Consider the following 17,213-nt stretch of genomic DNA (forward strand, 5'->3'; position numbering starts at 1 on the left):
TCAGTCCGCATCTTTTTGAGCGGCAAGAACACTTGCCAGGGCTTTGAGAAAAAGGTCGTTATCCTCACAGCTACCGATGGAGACACGCAAGTACTCTGTGTAGCCGTCTTCACGCCAGGGTTTGACGATAATGCCCTTGCCCAGCAAGGCCTGGTTGATGGTTTCAGCGGGATAGGGCGTGCTGAAGAAGAGGAAGTTGGCCAGCGACGGCGCGGTGTCCAGCCCCATGTTCTGCAAGGCAATCACCATATGCCGGCGCTCATGGGCGACGTGGGCGAGGGTGGCTTGCAGGTGCTCTTCATCCGCCAGTGCGGCAATCGCCGCGGCCTGGGCCACGCGATTGATATTGAATGGCGTGCGCAGGCGGTCGATCAGGTCGGCCAGCATCGGGTCGCTGACGATGCCGTAGCCGATCCGCAAACCGGCCAGGGAATACGCCTTGGAGAAGGTCCGCAGCAGGATAAAGGGCTTGCCGCTGGCCTGGATCAGACCGAGGCAATCGGGATAACCCTCTTCGAATTGCGCGTACTCGTAATAAGCCTCGTCGAACACCAGCAGGCACTGGGCCGGCAGTGCCGCCAACAGGCGTTGCAGCTCGTCGGCATCGAGTGTGCAGCCGACCGGGTTGGAAGGGCAGGAAAACATCAGAAGACGGGTTTTCGGGGTCAGCGCCTGAATCATTGCCGGCACGTCGAAACGGCCTTCATCGGTCATCGGCACGCCCGTTACCCGGGCCCCGGCGGCGATGGGGTAGATAAAGTGCAGGCCGAACGAGGGCACCACGGTGACCACTTCATCGCCATGGTCGAGGAACACCCGGCTGATGATGCTCAGCAAGTCTTCGGAGCCGTTGCCGAACACCAACTGATTGCCCGGCACGCCGAGTTTGGCGCTGAGGGCCGCGCGCAGTTCCAGGCAGCCGGCATCCGGGTACAGTGCAATGCTGGAACAGGCCAGGGTCATGGCGGCGGCGACCGCCGGTGCCGGCCCCAGGGGATTTTCGTTGCTACCCAGCTTGGCCACCCGGGTCAGCCCGAAACGTTTGCGCACCGCTTCGGTGCCAAGGCCGGCGTTGTAGCTGGCGAGGTTGCGCACCTGGGGGCGGGCGAGGAGTTGCAGTTCAGCAGCGTTCATACCGGGGAGGCCTCTTTGTTGTCTTGCCAGAACGCATTGCGATCCAGATAGTTCTGCAGGAATTGCTGCAGACGGGGGTGTTCGGTGTTGTGGAAGATTTGCTGCGGGGTGCCCTGGGCCACCACCTGGCCCTGGTCGAGGAACACCACCGAATCGGCGACCTGGGCGGCGAAACCCATCTCATGGGTGACCACCACCATGGTCATGCCTTCCTTGGCCAGGGTCTTCATGACCTGCAGGACTTCGCCCACCAGCTCCGGGTCGAGGGCCGAAGTCGGTTCGTCGAACAGCATGATGTGCGGCTCCATGGCCAGCGCCCGGGCAATCGCCACGCGCTGCTGCTGACCGCCGGAGAGCTGGATCGGATAGACATCGGCCTTGTGCGCCAGGCCGACTTTGTCGAGCATCGCCAGGGCGCGTTTACGGGCTTCGGCGGCCGGCAGCTTGCGCACCCGCAGCAGGGCTTCGCTGACATTGCCCAACGCGGTCATGTGCGGCCACAGGTTGAACTGCTGGAAGACCATGCCGATATTGCGCCGGACCTGATTGATCTGGGCTTGTGCCGCGCGTTTGCGGCCCTTGCCGTTGTCCGGCACATAGCCGAGCAACTGGCCTTCGATATGGATCTCGCCTTCGTCGTACTCTTCGAGAAAGGCCATGCTCCGTAGCAGGGTGCTTTTGCCCGAGCCGGAAGGGCCGATCAGGCACACCACTTCGGAATGCCGGACCTGCAGGTCGATCCCCTTGAGTACACGCAGGGCGCCGAAGCTCTTGCCGACATTGTGCAGGCGCACCATGGGTTGCGAGTCGCCGGGGAGTTGTTCGGGAGTCTTCATGGGGTCACCTTGTTTCGGGGCAATGGGTGGCAGAGGGCGTTGTTGGATAGTCATTGCGGCTGCCTGCTCATAAAGCGGCCGACCCGGGTCTCCAGGACCATGCCCAGGCGTGAACAGAACTCCACCAGCAGCAGATAGCCGATACACAGCACCAGCAGGGTTTCGACGAAGGCGAAGGTTTGCGAGCCGATACCGGTCATGACCATGGTCAGCTCCGGGATGGTGATGATCGACAGCACCGCGGTTTCCTTGCACAGGATGGTCACCAGGTTGACCAGCGCCGGCAGGATGATCACCAGCATCTGCGGCAACTGGATACGCAGGATGCATTGCCAGCGGGTGATGCCCAGGCAGTCGGCCGCCTCCAGTTGGCCACGGGCCACCGACTCGAAACCGGTGCGGAAGATCTCCGCGAAGTACACGCTGCCATAGATGCCCAGCCCGAGGATCCCGGCGGGAACAGGGTCCAGGCTGAGGCCGAAGGACGGCCCGCCGTAATAGACCAGGAACAGCTGGACCAGAAACGGCGTGCTGCGAATCACCTCGATAAACGCCCGTAGCGGTGCACGAATCAGGTTGTTGCCGAACAATTGGGCCACGGCAATCAGCAAGCCGAGGAACAACCCCAGGACCACCCCGGCGGACCAGGTGCCGAGGGTGACCGTGAAGCCCTGGGCGATATCGTCGAGGTGCTCGGTAATGACCCGGTAGTCGAAGATCATGTCTGTTGCTCCTTCATGCGTCGTTCCAACAGGCCGCCGCAGAACGCCAGTGGGATATTGATCAGGCAATAGAAGCCGGCCAGCATCAGGTAGTCCTGGACGAACAGGTAGTCGCTGGCCGCCAGGTTCTGCGCGGTACGGGTCAGGTCGGCGAGACCGACCACCGACACCAGCGAGGACGCCTTGATCAGCAGGATCATTTCATTGACCAGGGCCGGCAGGGTCAGGCGCACGGCTTGCGGTACACGGATGCGGATCAGCATCTGCCGGGTACTCAGGCCCAGCAGCCCGGCCGCTTCCAGCTGACCACCGGGGATGGCGAGAAAGCCGCCCCGGAGAATTTCAGCGATATAAGCCCCGGCGCACAACGACAGGCTGATGATCGCGGCCGTCAGCGGCGACACATTGGGCAGCCCGATCCGTGGCAGGAAGTAATAGACAAAGAGCAATTGCACCAGCAGCGGAATGCCCCGGAACACGAAGATGTAGCCGCCCCCCAGGCGCCTGAGCAACGGCAACGGCGACAGGCGCAGGCTGGCGATCAGGATGCCGATGAAAAAGCCGATCACCAGGGCCGCGGTGGAGACCTCGAGGGTCACCAGCAGGCTGGTCAGCAGCAACGGCAGGTTCTGCAAAAATAAAGGCCAATCGAACATTGCGGTGACTCCAACTCAGCTGATCGCCGGCCAGGCTTGGCCGGCGATCAGGTCCTCCAATGGGCGGGCGGATTTACCAGGTTGGGGTGAAGTCGGCTTGCGGCACATTCATCTCGGCACCCAGCCACTTTTTCTGCAAGGCCGCCAGGCGCCCGTCCGCATGCATTTTCAGCAGGGCGGCATCGAGTGCGGCGATCAGGCTGTTGGCGTCGTCATCCTTGCGTCCCAGGTAGGCGAAGTAGGAGGTTTTGCCGAACGGTGGCTGGACCACTTTGAAGGCATTGCTGCGCTGGGCGGCGACATAGGAAATGTTCGGCAGCGAGTTGGCGACGGCGACGATGCGCTTGGCCGCCAGGTCCGCGTAGGCCTGGTTGTTGTCGACGTATTCGCGGATGGTGACCTTCTGCGGCAGCGTCGCGGCGAAGGTCTTCAGTTCCTCGAGTTGCGCCGAGCCTTTGCCCGCGCCCACGGCCTTGCCGGCGATGTCTTGCGGCTTGGTGATGCTGTTGTCGTTGGCGCCAATCATCAAGGCCACGGTGGCTTCGGCGATCGGCAGCATGAAGTGATAACGCTCTTTACGGGCCTGGGTGACGATGATCGGGCCGGCGACCACGTCGAATTTCTTCGCTTCAAGCCCTGGCAATACGCTTGGCCACGGCAGGTCGAGGAATTTCACCTTGACTCCCAGTTCCTTGCCCAACTGCTCGAACAGCTCGGAGTTGAGGCCTTTCTGCTTGCCGTTGTCGGTGAAATCGAAAGGCGCAAATTGCAGCTCGGTACCTACCACCAGTTCACCGGCTTTCTTGACGTCCGCCAGTTGATCAGCATGTGCCGCCAGGGATGCGACGCTCAGGGTGAGCGCCAGGCACAGGCCGTTGAATCGTTTACTGAATAGAGAATCGAGTTGCATGGTGTCACTCCTTCAGGGGATGCAGCGAGGTTGAGTGTGTGTTCCAGCGGTGATTCAGGTTGGTAACAGCAGTTAACGTGCCACTCCGGTATATACAGCCTTCAGGCGAGAATCTTGCCCGGGTTGAGGATGCCGTTGGGGTCGAAGCAGTCCTTGAGTTGGCGCATCAATGCGAGGGCTTCGGGACCGACCGAATGATGGAGAAACTCGCGCTTGAGCAGTCCGATGCCATGTTCGGCGGACACCGAGCCGCCGAGTTCGCCGACCGCGCTGTAGACCAGCTCCTCGATGGCCAGGATCGGCGCGGGTTGGGGCAGGGACGCACAGTCCAGGGTCAGGTGCAGGTTGCTGTCACCGATGTGGCCGAAGTACACACTGTGGTTGCCCGGCCAGTGCTGTTCCAGGCGTATGCGGCAACGCTCGACGAAGTCGCCGATCAGGCCGATGGGCAGGCTGACGTCGAAATTCAATGGGGTCATGCGGACAGGAAACTCACCGGTGGCTTCGCGGATCTTCCAGAGTCCCCGGGCCTGGGCCTGGGAGCTGGCGAGAACCGCATCAAGGACCTCACCGGCGGCGAACGCCTCTTCCAGTGAGGTTTCCAGCTGCTCCTGGGAACCGGCGGACTCCAGCAGCACATATAGCGGATGCTCCAGTGACATCGGTGCCGTCGAGTTTTCCAGCCAACTGACGCAGAGGCGGAAGAAGTCCTGCCACATCAATTCATAGGCCTGCGGCGTGCCGACACTGCGCTGGATCCGCCGCAGCAGGCTGACCGCGCTGGCGTAGTCGGGCAGGGCGCAGAGCAGGGTGCTGGTCTGGCCCGGTTGCGGGGCGAGCTTCAAGACCGCGCGGGTAATCACGCCCAAGGTGCCTTCGCTGCCGATAAAGCACTGTTTCAGGTCATAACCGCAGTTGTTCTTGATCATCTTGTTGCGCAGATCGAGCACCCGGCCATCGGCCAGGACCACTTCCAGTCCGAGTACCAGGTCGCGGGTCATGCCGTAGCGGATCACCGCATTGCCACCGGCATTGGTGGCGATATTGCCGCCGATCTGGCACGAACCGCGAGCGCCCAGGTCCAGGGGGAAGACAAAACCGGCGTTGAGCGCCGCCTGCTGGATTTCCTCCAGCGTGGTGCCGGCCAGGACGCTGATGGTGGCGGCGGCCGGGTCGATCTCTTCAATGCCGCGCAGGCGTTCCAGGGACAGGGCGATATCGTCGGCCCTGGGTACAGCGCCGCCCGCCAGCCCGGTCATGCCACCCTGGGGAACCACCGATTGTCCGGCGCCATTGCAGATCCGCAAGGCACTCGCCACGTCCGCCGTGGTTCGTGGCAACAGCAGCGCGGCGGGACAGGCCGGCGCATGGCCGGTCCAGTCGCTGTAGTGACGCTGACTGATATCGGCGCCGGTGACAACGGCGTCATTCCCCAGCGCCTGGCGCAGCAGTTCGAGGGTTTGTGGTAAATCGCTCATCGGCTCAACTCACGGTCGGAAAGGGTAGAAGGCGTCGTGACCAGGGCACGACGATCAAGCTGGTTCAGGTTCGCAGTGCCCAGCAAGGACAGGGCCAGGCGCAGCTCTTGCGCCAGCAGATCGAGGGCATGGCCGGCGCCTGCCTGTCCGCCGACGGCGACTCCATACAGGGTAGATCGCCCCAGCAACACCGCGTCGGCACCCAGTGCACAGGCTTTGAGAATGTCGCTGCCGCGCCGGATACCGCTGTCGAGCAGCAGCGCGAGCTTGCCCTTGGCCACGGCGGCAATTGCCGGCAGGCAGTCGAGGCTGGCGGGAACCCCGTCGAGTTGACGGCCGCCATGGTTGCTGACCACCAACCCGTCGAGTCCCAACGCCACGGCTTTTTCGGCATCCGCCTGGTGCAGCACGCCCTTGAGCAGCAGCCGATGGGGCCAGCGCTCGCGCAATCGGGCCAGCGCGTCCCAGTCGAGACCGGTGTCCATCTGGCTGCCGATAAAGTGCGCGGCGCCTTCGATGGTGCGTTGTCCGGGCGGCAGATAGCGCTCGATATTGCCCAGGATCGGCAGGCCCCGTGGCCATAGCGCCTGGGCCATCCAGCGTGGGTGACAGAGTACGTCGAGCTGGTTGCGCAGGCTCAGTTGCCGGGGGCGGACGAAGTTGCGCCGATCCCATTCGCGATTGCCCAGCAGTACGGCGTCGCTGGTCAGCAGCAAGGTCCTGCAACCGACCGCGTCGGCCCGTTGCAGCAGGTCCGCGCCAACGGCGGGGTCACGCAGGCAATAGAGCTGGAACCAGAGATTGACCTCGGGCACCGCCGTGACCAATTGTTCCAGGGAACTGGTGGACACGGTACTCAAGGTAAAGGGCAGGCCGCGCTCGGTGGCGGCGCGGGCCAAATGAATATCGGCATCGCGGTAAAGCATCGCGTTGTAGCCAGTGGGGCCGATGGCCATGGGCAGCGGCAGCTCTCGCCCGAACAGCGAGCGCTGGGTTTGCGTCACCGAGCAGGGCATCAGGGTGCGCGGTAACAGCGCTATATCAGCAAACGCCCGGCGATTGCGGCGTAGCGTCAGCTCTTCCTCCGCTCCGCCTTCCAGGTATTCCCAGGCGAAATGCGGCAGGCGTTGCCGGGCCATGACGGCCAGTTCGGCAATGCTCTGTGCCCGGTGAAAATCCGGCCCTGAATAGTAGCGACGCATGGCGATCCCTATGGCGTGAAGAAAGTGGCGCAGCAGGGCTGCGCCAACCCGGTGTTAATCAGGCATACAGACGTGCGGCGGGCAACCAGCTCTCGAAGGCGGCGGATTCGACCCAGTTCCTGGCCGCCGCGATATCGGGCGCGAAGTAACGGTCTTCGTCGTAGTGCGCGACCTCGCGGCGAATCATCGCCAGGACTTCAGCGAGTTTTTCCGAGGTCTTGAGCGGGGCATGCAGGTCGACGCCCTGGGCGGCACCGAGCAGTTCGATGGCCACCACGGCGCTGCTGTTGCCGGCCATATCCAGCAAGCGGCGAGCCGCAAAGGTCGCCATCGACACATGGTCTTCCTGGTTGGCCGAGGTCGGCAGGCTGTCCACCGAGGCCGGGTGGGCCAGGGTCTTGTTCTCCGAGGCGAGGGCCGCGGCGGTGACCTGGGCGATCATGAACCCCGAGTTCAGGCCGCCTTCGCGGACCAGAAAGGCCGGCAGACCGGAGAGCGCCGGGTCGACCAGTTGCGCGATCCGTCGTTCGGACAGGGCACCGATTTCGGAGATCGCCAGGGCCAGCACATCAGCGGCCATCGCCACCGGTTCGGCGTGGAAGTTGCCACCCGAGAGCACGTCGCCGTCGGCGCTGAACACCAATGGGTTATCCGAAACCGCGTTGGATTCACGCAGGAACACCCCGGCGGCGAAGCGCAGATGGTCCAGGCAAGCGCCCATGACCTGCGGCTGGCAGCGCAGCGAGTAGGGATCCTGGACCCGGGCGCAATCGATATGGGATTGACGGATCTCGCTGTTCGCCAGCAGTTCACGATAGAACTGGGCCACGTCGATTTGTCCGGGCTGACCGCGTACCGCCTGGATGCGCGGGTCGAAGGGCACGTCCGAGCCTTTCAAGGCTTCCACGCAGAGGCTGCCGGCCACCACGGCGGCGCTGAACAGTTTCTCGGCGGCAAACAGCCCGCGCAACGCCAGTGCGGTGGAGACCTGGGTGCCGTTGATCAGCGCCAGGCCTTCCTTCGGCCCCAGCACCATGGGTTCCAGGCCGGCAATCGCCAGGCCTTCGACGGCATCCATTTCCCGCCCTTCATGGCGCACGCGACCGACGCCGATCAGCACGGCGGACATATGGGCCAGCGGTGCCAGGTCGCCCGAGGCGCCCACCGAGCCCTGGGACGGGATGCACGGATAGACCTTGGCGTGATAGAGCTTGACCAGCGCTTCGATCACTTCCCAGCGGATCCCGGAAAAACCACGGGCCAGCGAGCCGACCTTCAATGCCATGATCAGGCCGACGCTGGCATCATCGAGCAGCGGCCCGGTGCCGGTGCAGTGGGAGAGCAGCAGGTTGCGTTGCAGCTTGGCCAGCGACTCGGTGGCAATCGAGGTCCTGGCCAGCAGGCCGAAGCCGGTGTTGATGCCGTACACGGTGCGCTGGTTGGCGATGATCTCGTTCACCGTGCGGGTGCTGGCGTCGACGTTTTCGCGAGCGGCGGGGTCCAGCTCGATCGCGCATTGCTTCTGATAGATGACGCGCAGTTGATCCAGGGTGAGTTGACCGGGCTTGAGCTGCAGAGATGCGGGCATGGCAGTGTCCTAAGGCGGAGGGTGGGTGGAATAGGTGGCTATATGTTCCTGTATATACAGGATGAGCAATATGCGAGCCAGAACTGCTATTCCGCCCAGAGAGTGGCGTTTCAGACCCGATTCCCGTCGCTTGCGAAAAAATGACAGTGGCTGTTGAATCTTGAATGTGTAACCAAAAGCCGCACCAAAACTGCGCCTCCCGCACACTGTTGGGGCGAATTGAAACCAATGGTAGTAGGGTTTTTCGCGAAACAAGGCTTGCGAGCAACGGATGGTCGCTTTGGCCGGCAAGGTGTCGCGGGGAGATAAAGGCGGGGAAGCAATGATGAAAATTCATGCTGTATATACAGGTTGTGGCGATTTCACTCGCCAAACGACTGGCCGGGCCTCGCGAGACTGAATGCTGGCGGTAGAAACGCGCAACGGGGCGGCAGGTATTTCCTCCCGAGGATTTTCAATACCGGTGACATATCTTCTTGCAACAATCCGCGGCGAATCGAATCAAGCCAAGGAATGTCGAGATGGATATCGCGCACATCAGTTCCCGCTCGCGGATCGGCGCCCAGAAAGGGTTCACGCTGATCGAGATCATGGTCGTGGTGGTCATTCTCGGGATCCTCGCGGCCATTGTGGTGCCCAAGGTTCTCGACCGCCCCGACCAGGCCCGGGTCACCGCCGCCCGGCAGGACATCGGCAGCCTGATGCAGGCCCTCAAGCTCTATCGCCTCGACCACGGCACCTACCCGAACCAGAACCAGGGCCTGAAGGTCCTGGCCGAGCGCCCGGCGAATGCCAAGGACAGCACCTGGCGCTCCTATCTCGAACGCCTGCCCAACGATCCGTGGGGGCGTCCTTACCAGTACCTCAACCCCGGGGCCAACGGTGAAGTCGATGTGTTCTCCCTGGGCGCCGACGGCAAGCCGGGCGGCGAAGGCACCGATGCTGATATCGGCTCCTGGCAGTTGTAGTCCGGGCCATGACCAATCCTTCGCTGACAGCCGCCGGGCAACGCGGCATGGCGATTATCAGCGCCTTGCTGATTGCCGCCGTGGTCGCGGTGATCGCCGGCGGCATGCTCGCGCGCCAGACTGTCTTCACCCGTAGCCTCGAAGCCGAGCAGTCGCGGGTCCAGGGCGCCTGGCTATTGCGCGGCGGCCTGGAGCTGAGTCGGCAATTGCTCTGGGATGCCCGCCAGCACGATCCCTTGATCCGTCTTGACCAGGCCTGGGCCCAGCCGCTGTCCGCCGCCGGCCTGAGCGAGCGCGGCGGGCACTTCAGCGGGCGCCTGGAAGACGAGCAGGGCAAGTTCAACCTGCGCAATCTGGTCCGCGACAGCCGGGTCGATCCCGATCAGGTGCGGGCTTTCCAGCAGTTGTGCGAGTCGATCGGCGTCAAGCCTGCCGTGGGCCAGCGGATTGTCCAGCGGGTGACCGCCGCTTACGCGTTGCTGCCGGATAACGCCCCCGTCGCGCCGCCGGTCAAGGGCAGCTTTGACAGCGGTCGTTTGACCTCTCCGGGAACCGCGCTCAAGCCGCTGCCGGCGACCCGGCCGATGTTGCACAGCCTGGATGACCTCGGCGCCCTGGCGGGTGTGGACGACGCGGTGCTGGCGCTGCTGGCACCCCATGTGACGATCCTGCCGGCCAACACCTGGGTCAACGGCAATACCGCCAGCGCCGAAGTCCTGGCTTCCCAGGTGCCGGGGCTGTCGTTGTCGCGTGCGCGCAATCTGGTGTCTGAGCGTGATGCCGGACGCTGGTTTATCAACCGGGGCGATTTCGTCAATCGCCTGCGGATGCCCGAGCTGGTAGTCAGCGATATCAAGGTCGGCATCACCAGCGACTGGTTCCGCCTCAATGCCCGTTCACACAGCGACAGCCGCCGGGTCAGCCTGGCGGTGCTGTTATATCGCCAGGAATTGCAGATGCCCCAGGTGATCTGGTCGCGGGTGGGCGTATGACAGCCCTGCGCCTGGCCTTGCCGCCGTTGGAGACGCTGACCCTGGACAGCCCGCTGGAGTTTGCCTGGCTGGATCGCCAGGGCAAGCTGACCGACCAGGGCCGCGGCAGCCTGGCGCAGTTGGGGCAGGTGCACAAAGGCGTCGCCGTAGAGTGTTACCTGCATCCGCGCGACAGTCTGCTGGCCAGTCTCGAATTACCCAACCTGCCGCCGGCCAGGATCCAGGCGGCGGTGGGCTGTGCGGCCCAGGCGCTGATCCTTGGCGGTTGCGAGTCGATGCATATCGTCCACAGCCCGCGGGATGCCGAAGGGCAGGTGCAGGTCGCCTGGTTGCAACGGGCGCTGCTGGAGCACTTGGGCACTGTGCTGCGCCAGTCCGGGCTCAAGTTGCATGGCCTGTACCCGGCGGCCTACTGCTTGCCGGTGGACGCGACCCAAGCGCCGGTGGTGGCGGTGCGCGACGAGCATCTGCTGATGCGCCGCAGCCAGGACCGGGCCCAGGTTCATCCGGCCGTCGACGCGGCACTGACGGAGCTGCTCAATAGCGGTGGCGTGGTGCATTGGGTCGGTGCCGCGGCGCCGGACAACGCGCTGGTCCAGAGCCTGCCCGAAGACCGGGCCTGGTCTGGCAAGGCGCCGGGTTGGGGTTTGCACGGTGCGGTCCAGCCGATGGCCGGCAACGCCGGTGGTTGGGGACGCACGGTTGCCTGCATGGTGCTTGCGGTGGCGGTCTGGGCCGTGGGTCTCAACCTCTATGCCGCTCGCCAGGTGGAACAAGGCCAGCAACTCAAGGCCTGGATGGCCCAGCGGGTCAAGCAGGCATTCCCGGCCTTGCCGATGATCCTCAATCCATTGCAACAGGCCCGTCAGCAATTGGCCTTGCGCGAGAACGGCGCGCCCGGTGACAGCGGTTTTACCCGGCTGGTCCAGCAGGCCGGCAGTGCCATGCCCTTTATGGTCGGCAGCCTGCAAACCCTGGTCTTCGAACATGGCGAACTGCACCTGAGCCCGCTGCCGGGCACGCCGGGCGGCGGTCGCGACAAGGCCTGGCAACTCAGCCTGACCCAGGCCGGGGTGGAAGCGACGGCGGTTGCCGACGGTTGGGTCCTGAAAACCACCGGCCCACAACCGCTGGCGGAGAACGACAGTGAATAAGGCCTTTATCAATCGCTATCGAAACCGCTGGCGCCAGCTTTCGAGCCAGGCCCGTCTGTATTGGCAAAGCCTGGCCCCGCGCGAGCGACAGTTGGTGCTGGGTATGGCGGTGGGCGTCTCGGGCCTGCTGGTGTGGTTCGTGCTGATCCAGCCACCGTTGCAGAAGATCGACTTCTGGCGCCTGGAAACGCCCAGGTTGCGGACCCAGGCGCAGACCCTCGACGGCCTGCTGCACGGGCTTGCCGGCCCGAATGCCGGCAATGTCGAGGCCGGATTGCGCAGCAGCCTGGACGCTGGAGGGCTGGCCGGACATTACCAATTGCAAGGTGTCGGCGGCGGCTGGCTACTGACCTTCGACGATGCCCCGGCGGATGGCCTGGTGGGCTGGCTGCTGGGCAACCCCCCTTTATTCACCCTGGAAGTGGTTGAGGCCCGCTTGCAACGCAAAGGCACGACCGAACCCGATGACACGGCAGGCAAACTGTCCGGAACCGTTCGCATGGATCAGGCGCTTGGCGCTAAGGAAGCTTCATGAAGTGGTCAGGTTCTTTATCGGCTTTGCGTTGTCGGCAGGCCGCGGCGCCCTGGTTGTTGATGGCTTTGAGTGCCTGCAGCAATAGCCCACCGGAGTCGCAGCCACCCTTGCTGGTGGAAAGCGAGTTGGGCCGGCCCCTGGCCTCGACGGTCAAGAATGGCGATGCCGTGGCCGATCGGCAGCGGCTCCAGGCCCAGGTGGAACAGCAACATCGCCAGCCCCGTGCGCCGATCAGTCCCGCAGCGGGCCGGCGCGCGGCCAAGGGCAGTCCGGCGCCCAGCCCCTTGGGCAACCAGCCGGTGCAGTTGAATTTCGTCGATGCCGATATCCAGGCGGTGGTCCGTGCCTTGTCGCGTTCCACCGGGCAACAGTTCCTGGTGGACCCACGGGTCAAGGGTAACCTGACCCTGGTTTCCGAAGGCGAAGTACCGGCCCATCAGGCCTATGACATGCTGCTGGCGGCCTTGCGCATGCAGGGATTCAGCGTGGTGGATGTCGGCGGGGTCAGCCAGGTGGTGCCGGAAGCCGATGCCAAGCTGCTCGGTGGGCCGATCTACAGCGCCGACCGTCCGGCCCAGGGCGGCATGCTGACCCGGACCTTCCGCCTGCAATACGAAAACGCGGTGAACCTGATCCCGGTGCTGCGCCCCATCGTCTCGCCGAACAATCCGATCAACGCCTACCCGGGCAATAACACCGTGGTGATCACCGATTACGCGCAGAACCTGGATCGGGTCGCCACGCTGATCGCCAGTATCGACACCCCCAGTGCCATCGACACCGATGTGGTGACGATCCAGAACGGCATTGCCAGCGATATCGCCAGCATGGTCTCCGAATTGCTGGACAGCCCCGGCAATGATCCGACCCAGAAGATCATCGTGCTCGGCGACCCGCGTTCCAATTCGATCATCATTCGCTCCGGCAGCCCGGAGCGCACGCAACTTGCACGGGAATTGATCTACAAGCTGGACAATGCCCAGAGCAACCCGAGCAACCTGCACGTGGTGTACCTGCGCAATGCCCAGGCCGGCAAGTTGGCCCAGGCCCTGCGCGGGCTGCTCACCGGGGAAAGCGACAGCGGTGATGGCAAGGGCGACCCGACCCGGGCCATGCTCAGTAATGGCGGGATGAACAGCAACAGCGGCAGCCAGAACGGCCAGGCCGGCACGCAGAGCAGCAGCGGCACCACAAGCAGTGGCACCGGCACCACGGGCGGTTCGTCCTACGGGCAGGGCGCGCGCGCCGGGGGCTCGCAGGCGGGCGGTGCAAATCAGGGCTCGGACCAGAGCGTGGCCTTCTCGGCAGGCGGGGTGACCATCCAGGCCGATGCCACCACCAATACCTTGCTGATCAGCGCGCCGGACCCGCTGTATCGCAACCTGCGGGAAGTCATCGACCAACTGGACCAGCGCCGCGCCCAGGTGGTGATCGAAAGCCTGATCGTCGAAGTCAGCGAAGACGATGCCAATGAGTTCGGCGTGCAATGGCAAGCCGGCAACCTGGCCGGCAATGGGGTGATCGGTGGGGTCAACCTGGGCGGCACCAATCTGGTCAGCACCGCGAAGAACAGTATTGATGTACTGCCCCAGGGGCTGAGCCTCGGCTTGGTCAAGGGATCGGTGAATATCCCCGGCGTGGGGCAGGTCATGGACCTCAAGGTGCTGGCCCGGGCCTTGAAATCCAAGAGCGGCTCCAACGTGCTGTCGACGCCGAACCTGCTGACCCTGGACAACGAAGTGGCGAGCATCTTCGTCGGCCAGACCATTCCCTTTGTCAGCGGCCAGTACGTTACCAACGGCAGCAGCTCCAGCAACAACCCGTTCCAGACCATCCAGCGCGAGGAGGTCGGTCTCAAGCTCAATGTGCGGCCGCAGATTTCCGAAGGCGGCACGGTCAAGCTGGATATCTACCAGGAAGTCAGTACGGTGGACGACCGGGCTTCGGCGGCGGCCGCCGGCACGGTGACCAACAAGCGTGCGATCGACACCAGCATCCTGCTGGATGACGGCCAGATCATGGTTCTCGGTGGCCTGTTGCAGGACGGTTATACCCAGACCAATGACGGCGTACCCTTTCTGTCGAGTATTCCCGGGATCGGTGCGCTGTTTCGCCATGAGCGGCGCGAGACCAACAAGACCAACCTGATGGTGTTCCTGCGGCCCTATATCATTCGCGACGGTGCGGCGGGACGCAGCATCACCCTGAACCGTTATGACTTTATTCGCCGGGCCCAGGGCAGCCTGCAACCGGATCGCAGTTGGGCCATGCCGGATATGCAGGCCCCGCAGTTGCCGAATGCGGCCCAGGCGATCCCGGGTTCCGCGCCGTCGGCCCCGCAAACGCCACGGGCGGCGATTCGCGCGGTGCCGTTGTCGGTCAATGAGCGTGCCCAGCCATGAGTGCGCTGCCTTACGCCTGGGCCAAGGCGCAGCGGGTGTTGCTGCGCGACGGTGAGGATGGGGCGGTATTGACCGCCTGTCCCTCGACCCCGGGCTGGGCCATCAGCGAAGTCCGCCGACAGTTCGGTCCGGCCCGCCTGGAACAGGTCCGCGACGAGGAACTGGACGGCCTGCTCGCCAGCGCCTATGCCGACACCGGCAGTGCGGCGGCGGTGGTCGGTGCGGCGGAAAACGAGGTGGACCTCGACCGGCTGATGCAGGACATCCCGGAAATCACCGATCTGCTCGACACCCAGGACGGCGCCCCGGTGATCCGCATGATCAACGCCTTGCTGACCCAGGCCGCGCGGGACGAGGCCAGCGATATCCATATCGAACCCTTCGAGACCCATTCGGTGGTGCGCTACCGGGTCGATGGCACCCTGCGCGACGTGGTCTCGCCGCGCAAGGCACTGCATGGCGCGCTGGTGTCGCGGATCAAGATCATGGCGCAGCTGGATATCGCCGAGAAACGCCTGCCCCAGGACGGTCGCATCGCCCTGCGCGTGGCTGGTCGCCCTATCGATATCCGCGTTTCCACCGTGCCCACCGGCCATGGCGAACGGGTGGTGATGCGCCTGCTGGACAAGCAGGCCGGGCGTCTGCAACTGGAAACCCTGGGCATGGACCCCGATGTGCTGTCCCGGCTCGACCATCTGATCCGTCAACCCCACGGCATCGTGCTGGTCACCGGGCCCACCGGCAGCGGCAAGACCACCAGCCTCTACGCCGCCCTGGCGCGGCTCGACGCCAGTACCAGCAATATCCTCACCGTCGAGGACCCGGTGGAATACGACCTGCCGGGCATCAGCCAGATCCAGGTGAATGCCAAGATCGACATGACTTTCGCCCTGGCCTTGCGGGCGATCCTGCGCCAGGACCCGGACATCATCATGATCGGCGAGATCCGCGACCTGGAAACCGCGCAGATTGCCGTGCAGGCTTCGCTCACCGGGCACCTGGTGCTGGCGACCCTGCACACCAATGACGCGGTATCGGCGGTCAACCGCCTGATCGACATGGGCGTGGAACCGTTTCTACTGGCTTCGTCGATGCTCGGTGTGCTCGCCCAGCGTCTGGTCCGGCGCCTGTGCCAGCACTGTCGCCAGGAAGACCCGGCCGCGCCCGGCACCTGGCGTCCGTTGGGCTGCAGCGTGTGCAATCACACTGGCTATAGCGGCCGCACCGGTATCCACGAGCTGTTCTGCATTGACGACGATATCCGCAGCCTGATCCACCAGGGTGCCGGCGAGCAGGCCCTGCGCCTGGCCGCCCGTGCCGCCGGGATGTTGAGCATGCGCGAGGACGGCGAGCGCTGGGTACGCAGCGGCGCCACCGCGCCGGAAGAAATCCTTCGCGTGACACGGGACGCCTGATGAATCGCTATCGCTTCGAAGCCGCCGACGCCCTGGGCAAGATCGAAACCGGCCATCTGGAAGCCGACAGCCAGGGCGCGGCCATGGGGCTGCTGCGCAGTCGCGGGTTGACCGCCTTGCTGGTCCAGGCCGACGGCGTCCAGGGCGGTGGCAGCGCCAGCGGGATGTTCAGCGCCAAACTGTCGGACAACGACCTGGCCTGGGCCACCCGGCAACTGGCGAGCCTGCTGGGCGCCAGCCTGCCGCTGGAAGCCGCGTTGAGCGCGACGGTGGAGCAGGCCGAGCGCAAGCACATTGCCCAGACCCTGAGCGCGGTGCGCGCCGATGTGCGCGGCGGCATGCGCCTGGCCGAAGCCCTGGCCAAGCGACCACGGGACTTTCCCGATATCTACCGGGCGCTGATCGCGGCGGGCGAGGAGTCCGGCGACCTGGCCCAGGTAATGGAGCGGTTGGCGGATTACATCGAGGAACGCAACAACCTGCGGGGCAAGATTCTCACTGCGTTCATCTATCCGGGAGTGGTCGGACTGGTGTCGGTGGCCATTGTGATTTTCCTGCTCAGTTATGTGGTGCCCCAGGTGGTCAGCGCTTTTTCCCAGGCGCGCCAGGATCTGCCGGGGCTGACGGTGGCGATGCTCAATGCCAGTGACTTTATCCGCGCCTGGGGCTGGTTGTGTTTTGGTGTCCTGGTGGGCGGTTTGTGGGGCTGGCGCTTGTATTTGCGCAATCCGGCGGCGCGGCTGGGCTGGCACAGTCGGATCTTGCGTCTGCCGCTGATCGGCCGCTTTGTGCTGGGACTGAACACCGCGCGATTTGCCTCGACCCTGGCGATTCTCGGCGGTGCCGGGGTGCCGTTGTTGCGGGCCCTGGAGGCGGCGCGGCAGACGGTGTCCAATGATCGTTTGAGCCTGAGCGTGACCGAGGCCACGGCGCGGGTCCGTGAAGGGGTGAACCTGGCGGCGGCGTTGAAGGTGGAAAAGGTGTTTCCGCCGGTGCTGATCCATCTGATCGCCAGCGGGGAGAAGACCGGCTCGTTGCCGCCGATGCTGGAGCGGGCGGCGCAGACCCTGTCGCGGGATATCGAGCGGCGGGCCATGGGCATGACCGCGCTGCTCGAACCGCTGATGATCGTGGTGATGGGGGCGGTGGTGCTGCTGATCGTGATGGCGGTGTTGCTGCCGATCATCGAGATCAATCAGTTGGTGCAGTAACTGATGTCGT

Annotated in this window: 15 protein-coding genes; 7 read left to right on the top strand and 8 right to left on the bottom strand. The window is 64.3% G+C overall.

Annotation, left to right across the window (positions count from 1 at the left end):
• The 8 genes from hisC to hutH all read right to left on the bottom strand — a co-directional run bounded on the left by hisC (window position 1) and on the right by hutH (window position 8,526).
• Window positions 1–1,134: a histidinol-phosphate transaminase gene (hisC, locus tag HX830_RS02795; protein ID WP_177098908.1), complete on the bottom strand. Its 1,134-nt coding sequence runs from the start codon at window positions 1,132–1,134 to the stop codon at window positions 1–3.
• The gene (locus HX830_RS02800; protein ID WP_152739288.1) at window positions 1,131–1,931 is read right to left on the bottom strand and encodes an amino acid ABC transporter ATP-binding protein; all 801 of its coding nucleotides are present in this window, start codon (window positions 1,929–1,931) and stop codon (window positions 1,131–1,133) included. The genes hisC and HX830_RS02800 overlap by 4 nt, the downstream gene beginning before the upstream one ends.
• A gap of 89 nt (window positions 1,932–2,020) precedes the next feature.
• Window positions 2,021–2,692 carry an amino acid ABC transporter permease gene (locus HX830_RS02805; RefSeq protein ID WP_103497937.1) on the bottom strand — a complete coding sequence of 224 codons (672 nt, stop codon included), beginning with the start codon at window positions 2,690–2,692 and terminating at the stop codon, window positions 2,021–2,023.
• Window positions 2,689–3,348, bottom strand: coding sequence for an amino acid ABC transporter permease (locus HX830_RS02810; RefSeq protein WP_177098909.1), 660 nt, complete (start codon window positions 3,346–3,348; stop codon window positions 2,689–2,691). The genes HX830_RS02805 and HX830_RS02810 overlap by 4 nt, the downstream gene beginning before the upstream one ends.
• 73 nt (window positions 3,349–3,421) lie before the next feature.
• Entirely contained in the window at window positions 3,422–4,258 is an 837-nt protein-coding gene (locus HX830_RS02815; protein WP_177098910.1) for a transporter substrate-binding domain-containing protein, read from the bottom strand.
• A gap of 101 nt (window positions 4,259–4,359) precedes the next feature.
• Entirely contained in the window at window positions 4,360–5,736 is a 1,377-nt protein-coding gene (locus tag HX830_RS02820; protein WP_177098911.1) for an FAD-binding oxidoreductase, read from the bottom strand.
• Window positions 5,733–6,938 (bottom strand): alpha-hydroxy acid oxidase, encoded by a 1,206-nt coding sequence (locus HX830_RS02825; protein ID WP_177098912.1) that lies wholly within the window; start codon window positions 6,936–6,938, stop codon window positions 5,733–5,735. Before HX830_RS02825 ends, HX830_RS02820 begins: the two co-directional genes overlap by 4 nt.
• A 58-nt stretch (window positions 6,939–6,996) precedes the next feature.
• Entirely contained in the window at window positions 6,997–8,526 is a 1,530-nt protein-coding gene (gene hutH, locus HX830_RS02830; RefSeq protein WP_177098913.1) for a histidine ammonia-lyase, read from the bottom strand.
• 521 nt (window positions 8,527–9,047) lie between these two features.
• Here hutH and gspG point away from each other — a divergent pair.
• From gspG to gspF, 7 genes are read left to right on the top strand one after another with little or no spacing between them, the layout of a single operon-like run.
• On the top strand, window positions 9,048–9,494 hold the full coding sequence (gene gspG, locus HX830_RS02835) for a type II secretion system major pseudopilin GspG (RefSeq protein ID WP_103497932.1): 447 nt from the start codon (window positions 9,048–9,050) through the stop codon (window positions 9,492–9,494).
• Window positions 9,495–9,502: 8 nt separating this feature from the next.
• Window positions 9,503–10,486, top strand: coding sequence for a type II secretion system minor pseudopilin GspK (gene gspK, locus HX830_RS02840; protein WP_177098914.1), 984 nt, complete (start codon window positions 9,503–9,505; stop codon window positions 10,484–10,486).
• Complete coding sequence (gene gspL, locus HX830_RS02845; RefSeq protein ID WP_177098915.1) at window positions 10,483–11,640, top strand: type II secretion system protein GspL; 1,158 nt, start codon at window positions 10,483–10,485, stop codon at window positions 11,638–11,640. Before gspK ends, gspL begins: the two co-directional genes overlap by 4 nt.
• Window positions 11,633–12,175: a type II secretion system protein GspM gene (gene gspM / locus HX830_RS02850; protein WP_177098916.1), complete on the top strand. Its 543-nt coding sequence runs from the start codon at window positions 11,633–11,635 to the stop codon at window positions 12,173–12,175. The genes gspL and gspM overlap by 8 nt, the downstream gene beginning before the upstream one ends.
• Window positions 12,172–14,577 (top strand): type II secretion system secretin GspD, encoded by a 2,406-nt coding sequence (gene gspD / locus HX830_RS02855; protein ID WP_177098917.1) that lies wholly within the window; start codon window positions 12,172–12,174, stop codon window positions 14,575–14,577. Before gspM ends, gspD begins: the two co-directional genes overlap by 4 nt.
• The gene (gene gspE / locus HX830_RS02860; protein ID WP_100941110.1) at window positions 14,574–15,992 is read left to right on the top strand and encodes a type II secretion system ATPase GspE; all 1,419 of its coding nucleotides are present in this window, start codon (window positions 14,574–14,576) and stop codon (window positions 15,990–15,992) included. Before gspD ends, gspE begins: the two co-directional genes overlap by 4 nt.
• Entirely contained in the window at window positions 15,992–17,203 is a 1,212-nt protein-coding gene (gene gspF / locus HX830_RS02865; RefSeq protein WP_103499064.1) for a type II secretion system inner membrane protein GspF, read from the top strand. The genes gspE and gspF overlap by 1 nt, the downstream gene beginning before the upstream one ends.
• Window positions 17,204–17,213 lie beyond the last annotated feature (10 nt).

The organism is Pseudomonas gingeri, from assembly GCF_013385425.1.
In the GTDB taxonomy this organism is placed as follows: domain Bacteria; phylum Pseudomonadota; class Gammaproteobacteria; order Pseudomonadales; family Pseudomonadaceae; genus Aquipseudomonas; species Aquipseudomonas gingeri_D.

What these genes read in the sequence shown, in the direction of transcription:
- hisC (WP_177098908.1), bottom strand. Translation starts at nt 1,134, where the DNA reads ATGAACGCTGCTGAACTGCAACTCCTCGCCCGCCCCCAGGTGCGCAAC.
- HX830_RS02800 (WP_152739288.1), bottom strand. Translation starts at nt 1,931, where the DNA reads ATGGTGCGCCTGCACAATGTCGGCAAGAGCTTCGGCGCCCTGCGTGTA.
- HX830_RS02805 (WP_103497937.1), bottom strand. Translation starts at nt 2,692, where the DNA reads ATGATCTTCGACTACCGGGTCATTACCGAGCACCTCGACGATATCGCC.
- HX830_RS02810 (WP_177098909.1), bottom strand. Translation starts at nt 3,348, where the DNA reads ATGTTCGATTGGCCTTTATTTTTGCAGAACCTGCCGTTGCTGCTGACC.
- HX830_RS02815 (WP_177098910.1), bottom strand. Translation starts at nt 4,258, where the DNA reads ATGCAACTCGATTCTCTATTCAGTAAACGATTCAACGGCCTGTGCCTG.
- HX830_RS02820 (WP_177098911.1), bottom strand. Translation starts at nt 5,736, where the DNA reads ATGAGCGATTTACCACAAACCCTCGAACTGCTGCGCCAGGCGCTGGGG.
- HX830_RS02825 (WP_177098912.1), bottom strand. Translation starts at nt 6,938, where the DNA reads ATGCGTCGCTACTATTCAGGGCCGGATTTTCACCGGGCACAGAGCATT.
- hutH (WP_177098913.1), bottom strand. Translation starts at nt 8,526, where the DNA reads ATGCCCGCATCTCTGCAGCTCAAGCCCGGTCAACTCACCCTGGATCAA.
- gspG (WP_103497932.1), top strand. Translation starts at nt 9,048, where the DNA reads ATGGATATCGCGCACATCAGTTCCCGCTCGCGGATCGGCGCCCAGAAA.
- gspK (WP_177098914.1), top strand. Translation starts at nt 9,503, where the DNA reads ATGACCAATCCTTCGCTGACAGCCGCCGGGCAACGCGGCATGGCGATT.
- gspL (WP_177098915.1), top strand. Translation starts at nt 10,483, where the DNA reads ATGACAGCCCTGCGCCTGGCCTTGCCGCCGTTGGAGACGCTGACCCTG.
- gspD (WP_177098917.1), top strand. Translation starts at nt 12,172, where the DNA reads ATGAAGTGGTCAGGTTCTTTATCGGCTTTGCGTTGTCGGCAGGCCGCG.
- gspE (WP_100941110.1), top strand. Translation starts at nt 14,574, where the DNA reads ATGAGTGCGCTGCCTTACGCCTGGGCCAAGGCGCAGCGGGTGTTGCTG.
- gspF (WP_103499064.1), top strand. Translation starts at nt 15,992, where the DNA reads ATGAATCGCTATCGCTTCGAAGCCGCCGACGCCCTGGGCAAGATCGAA.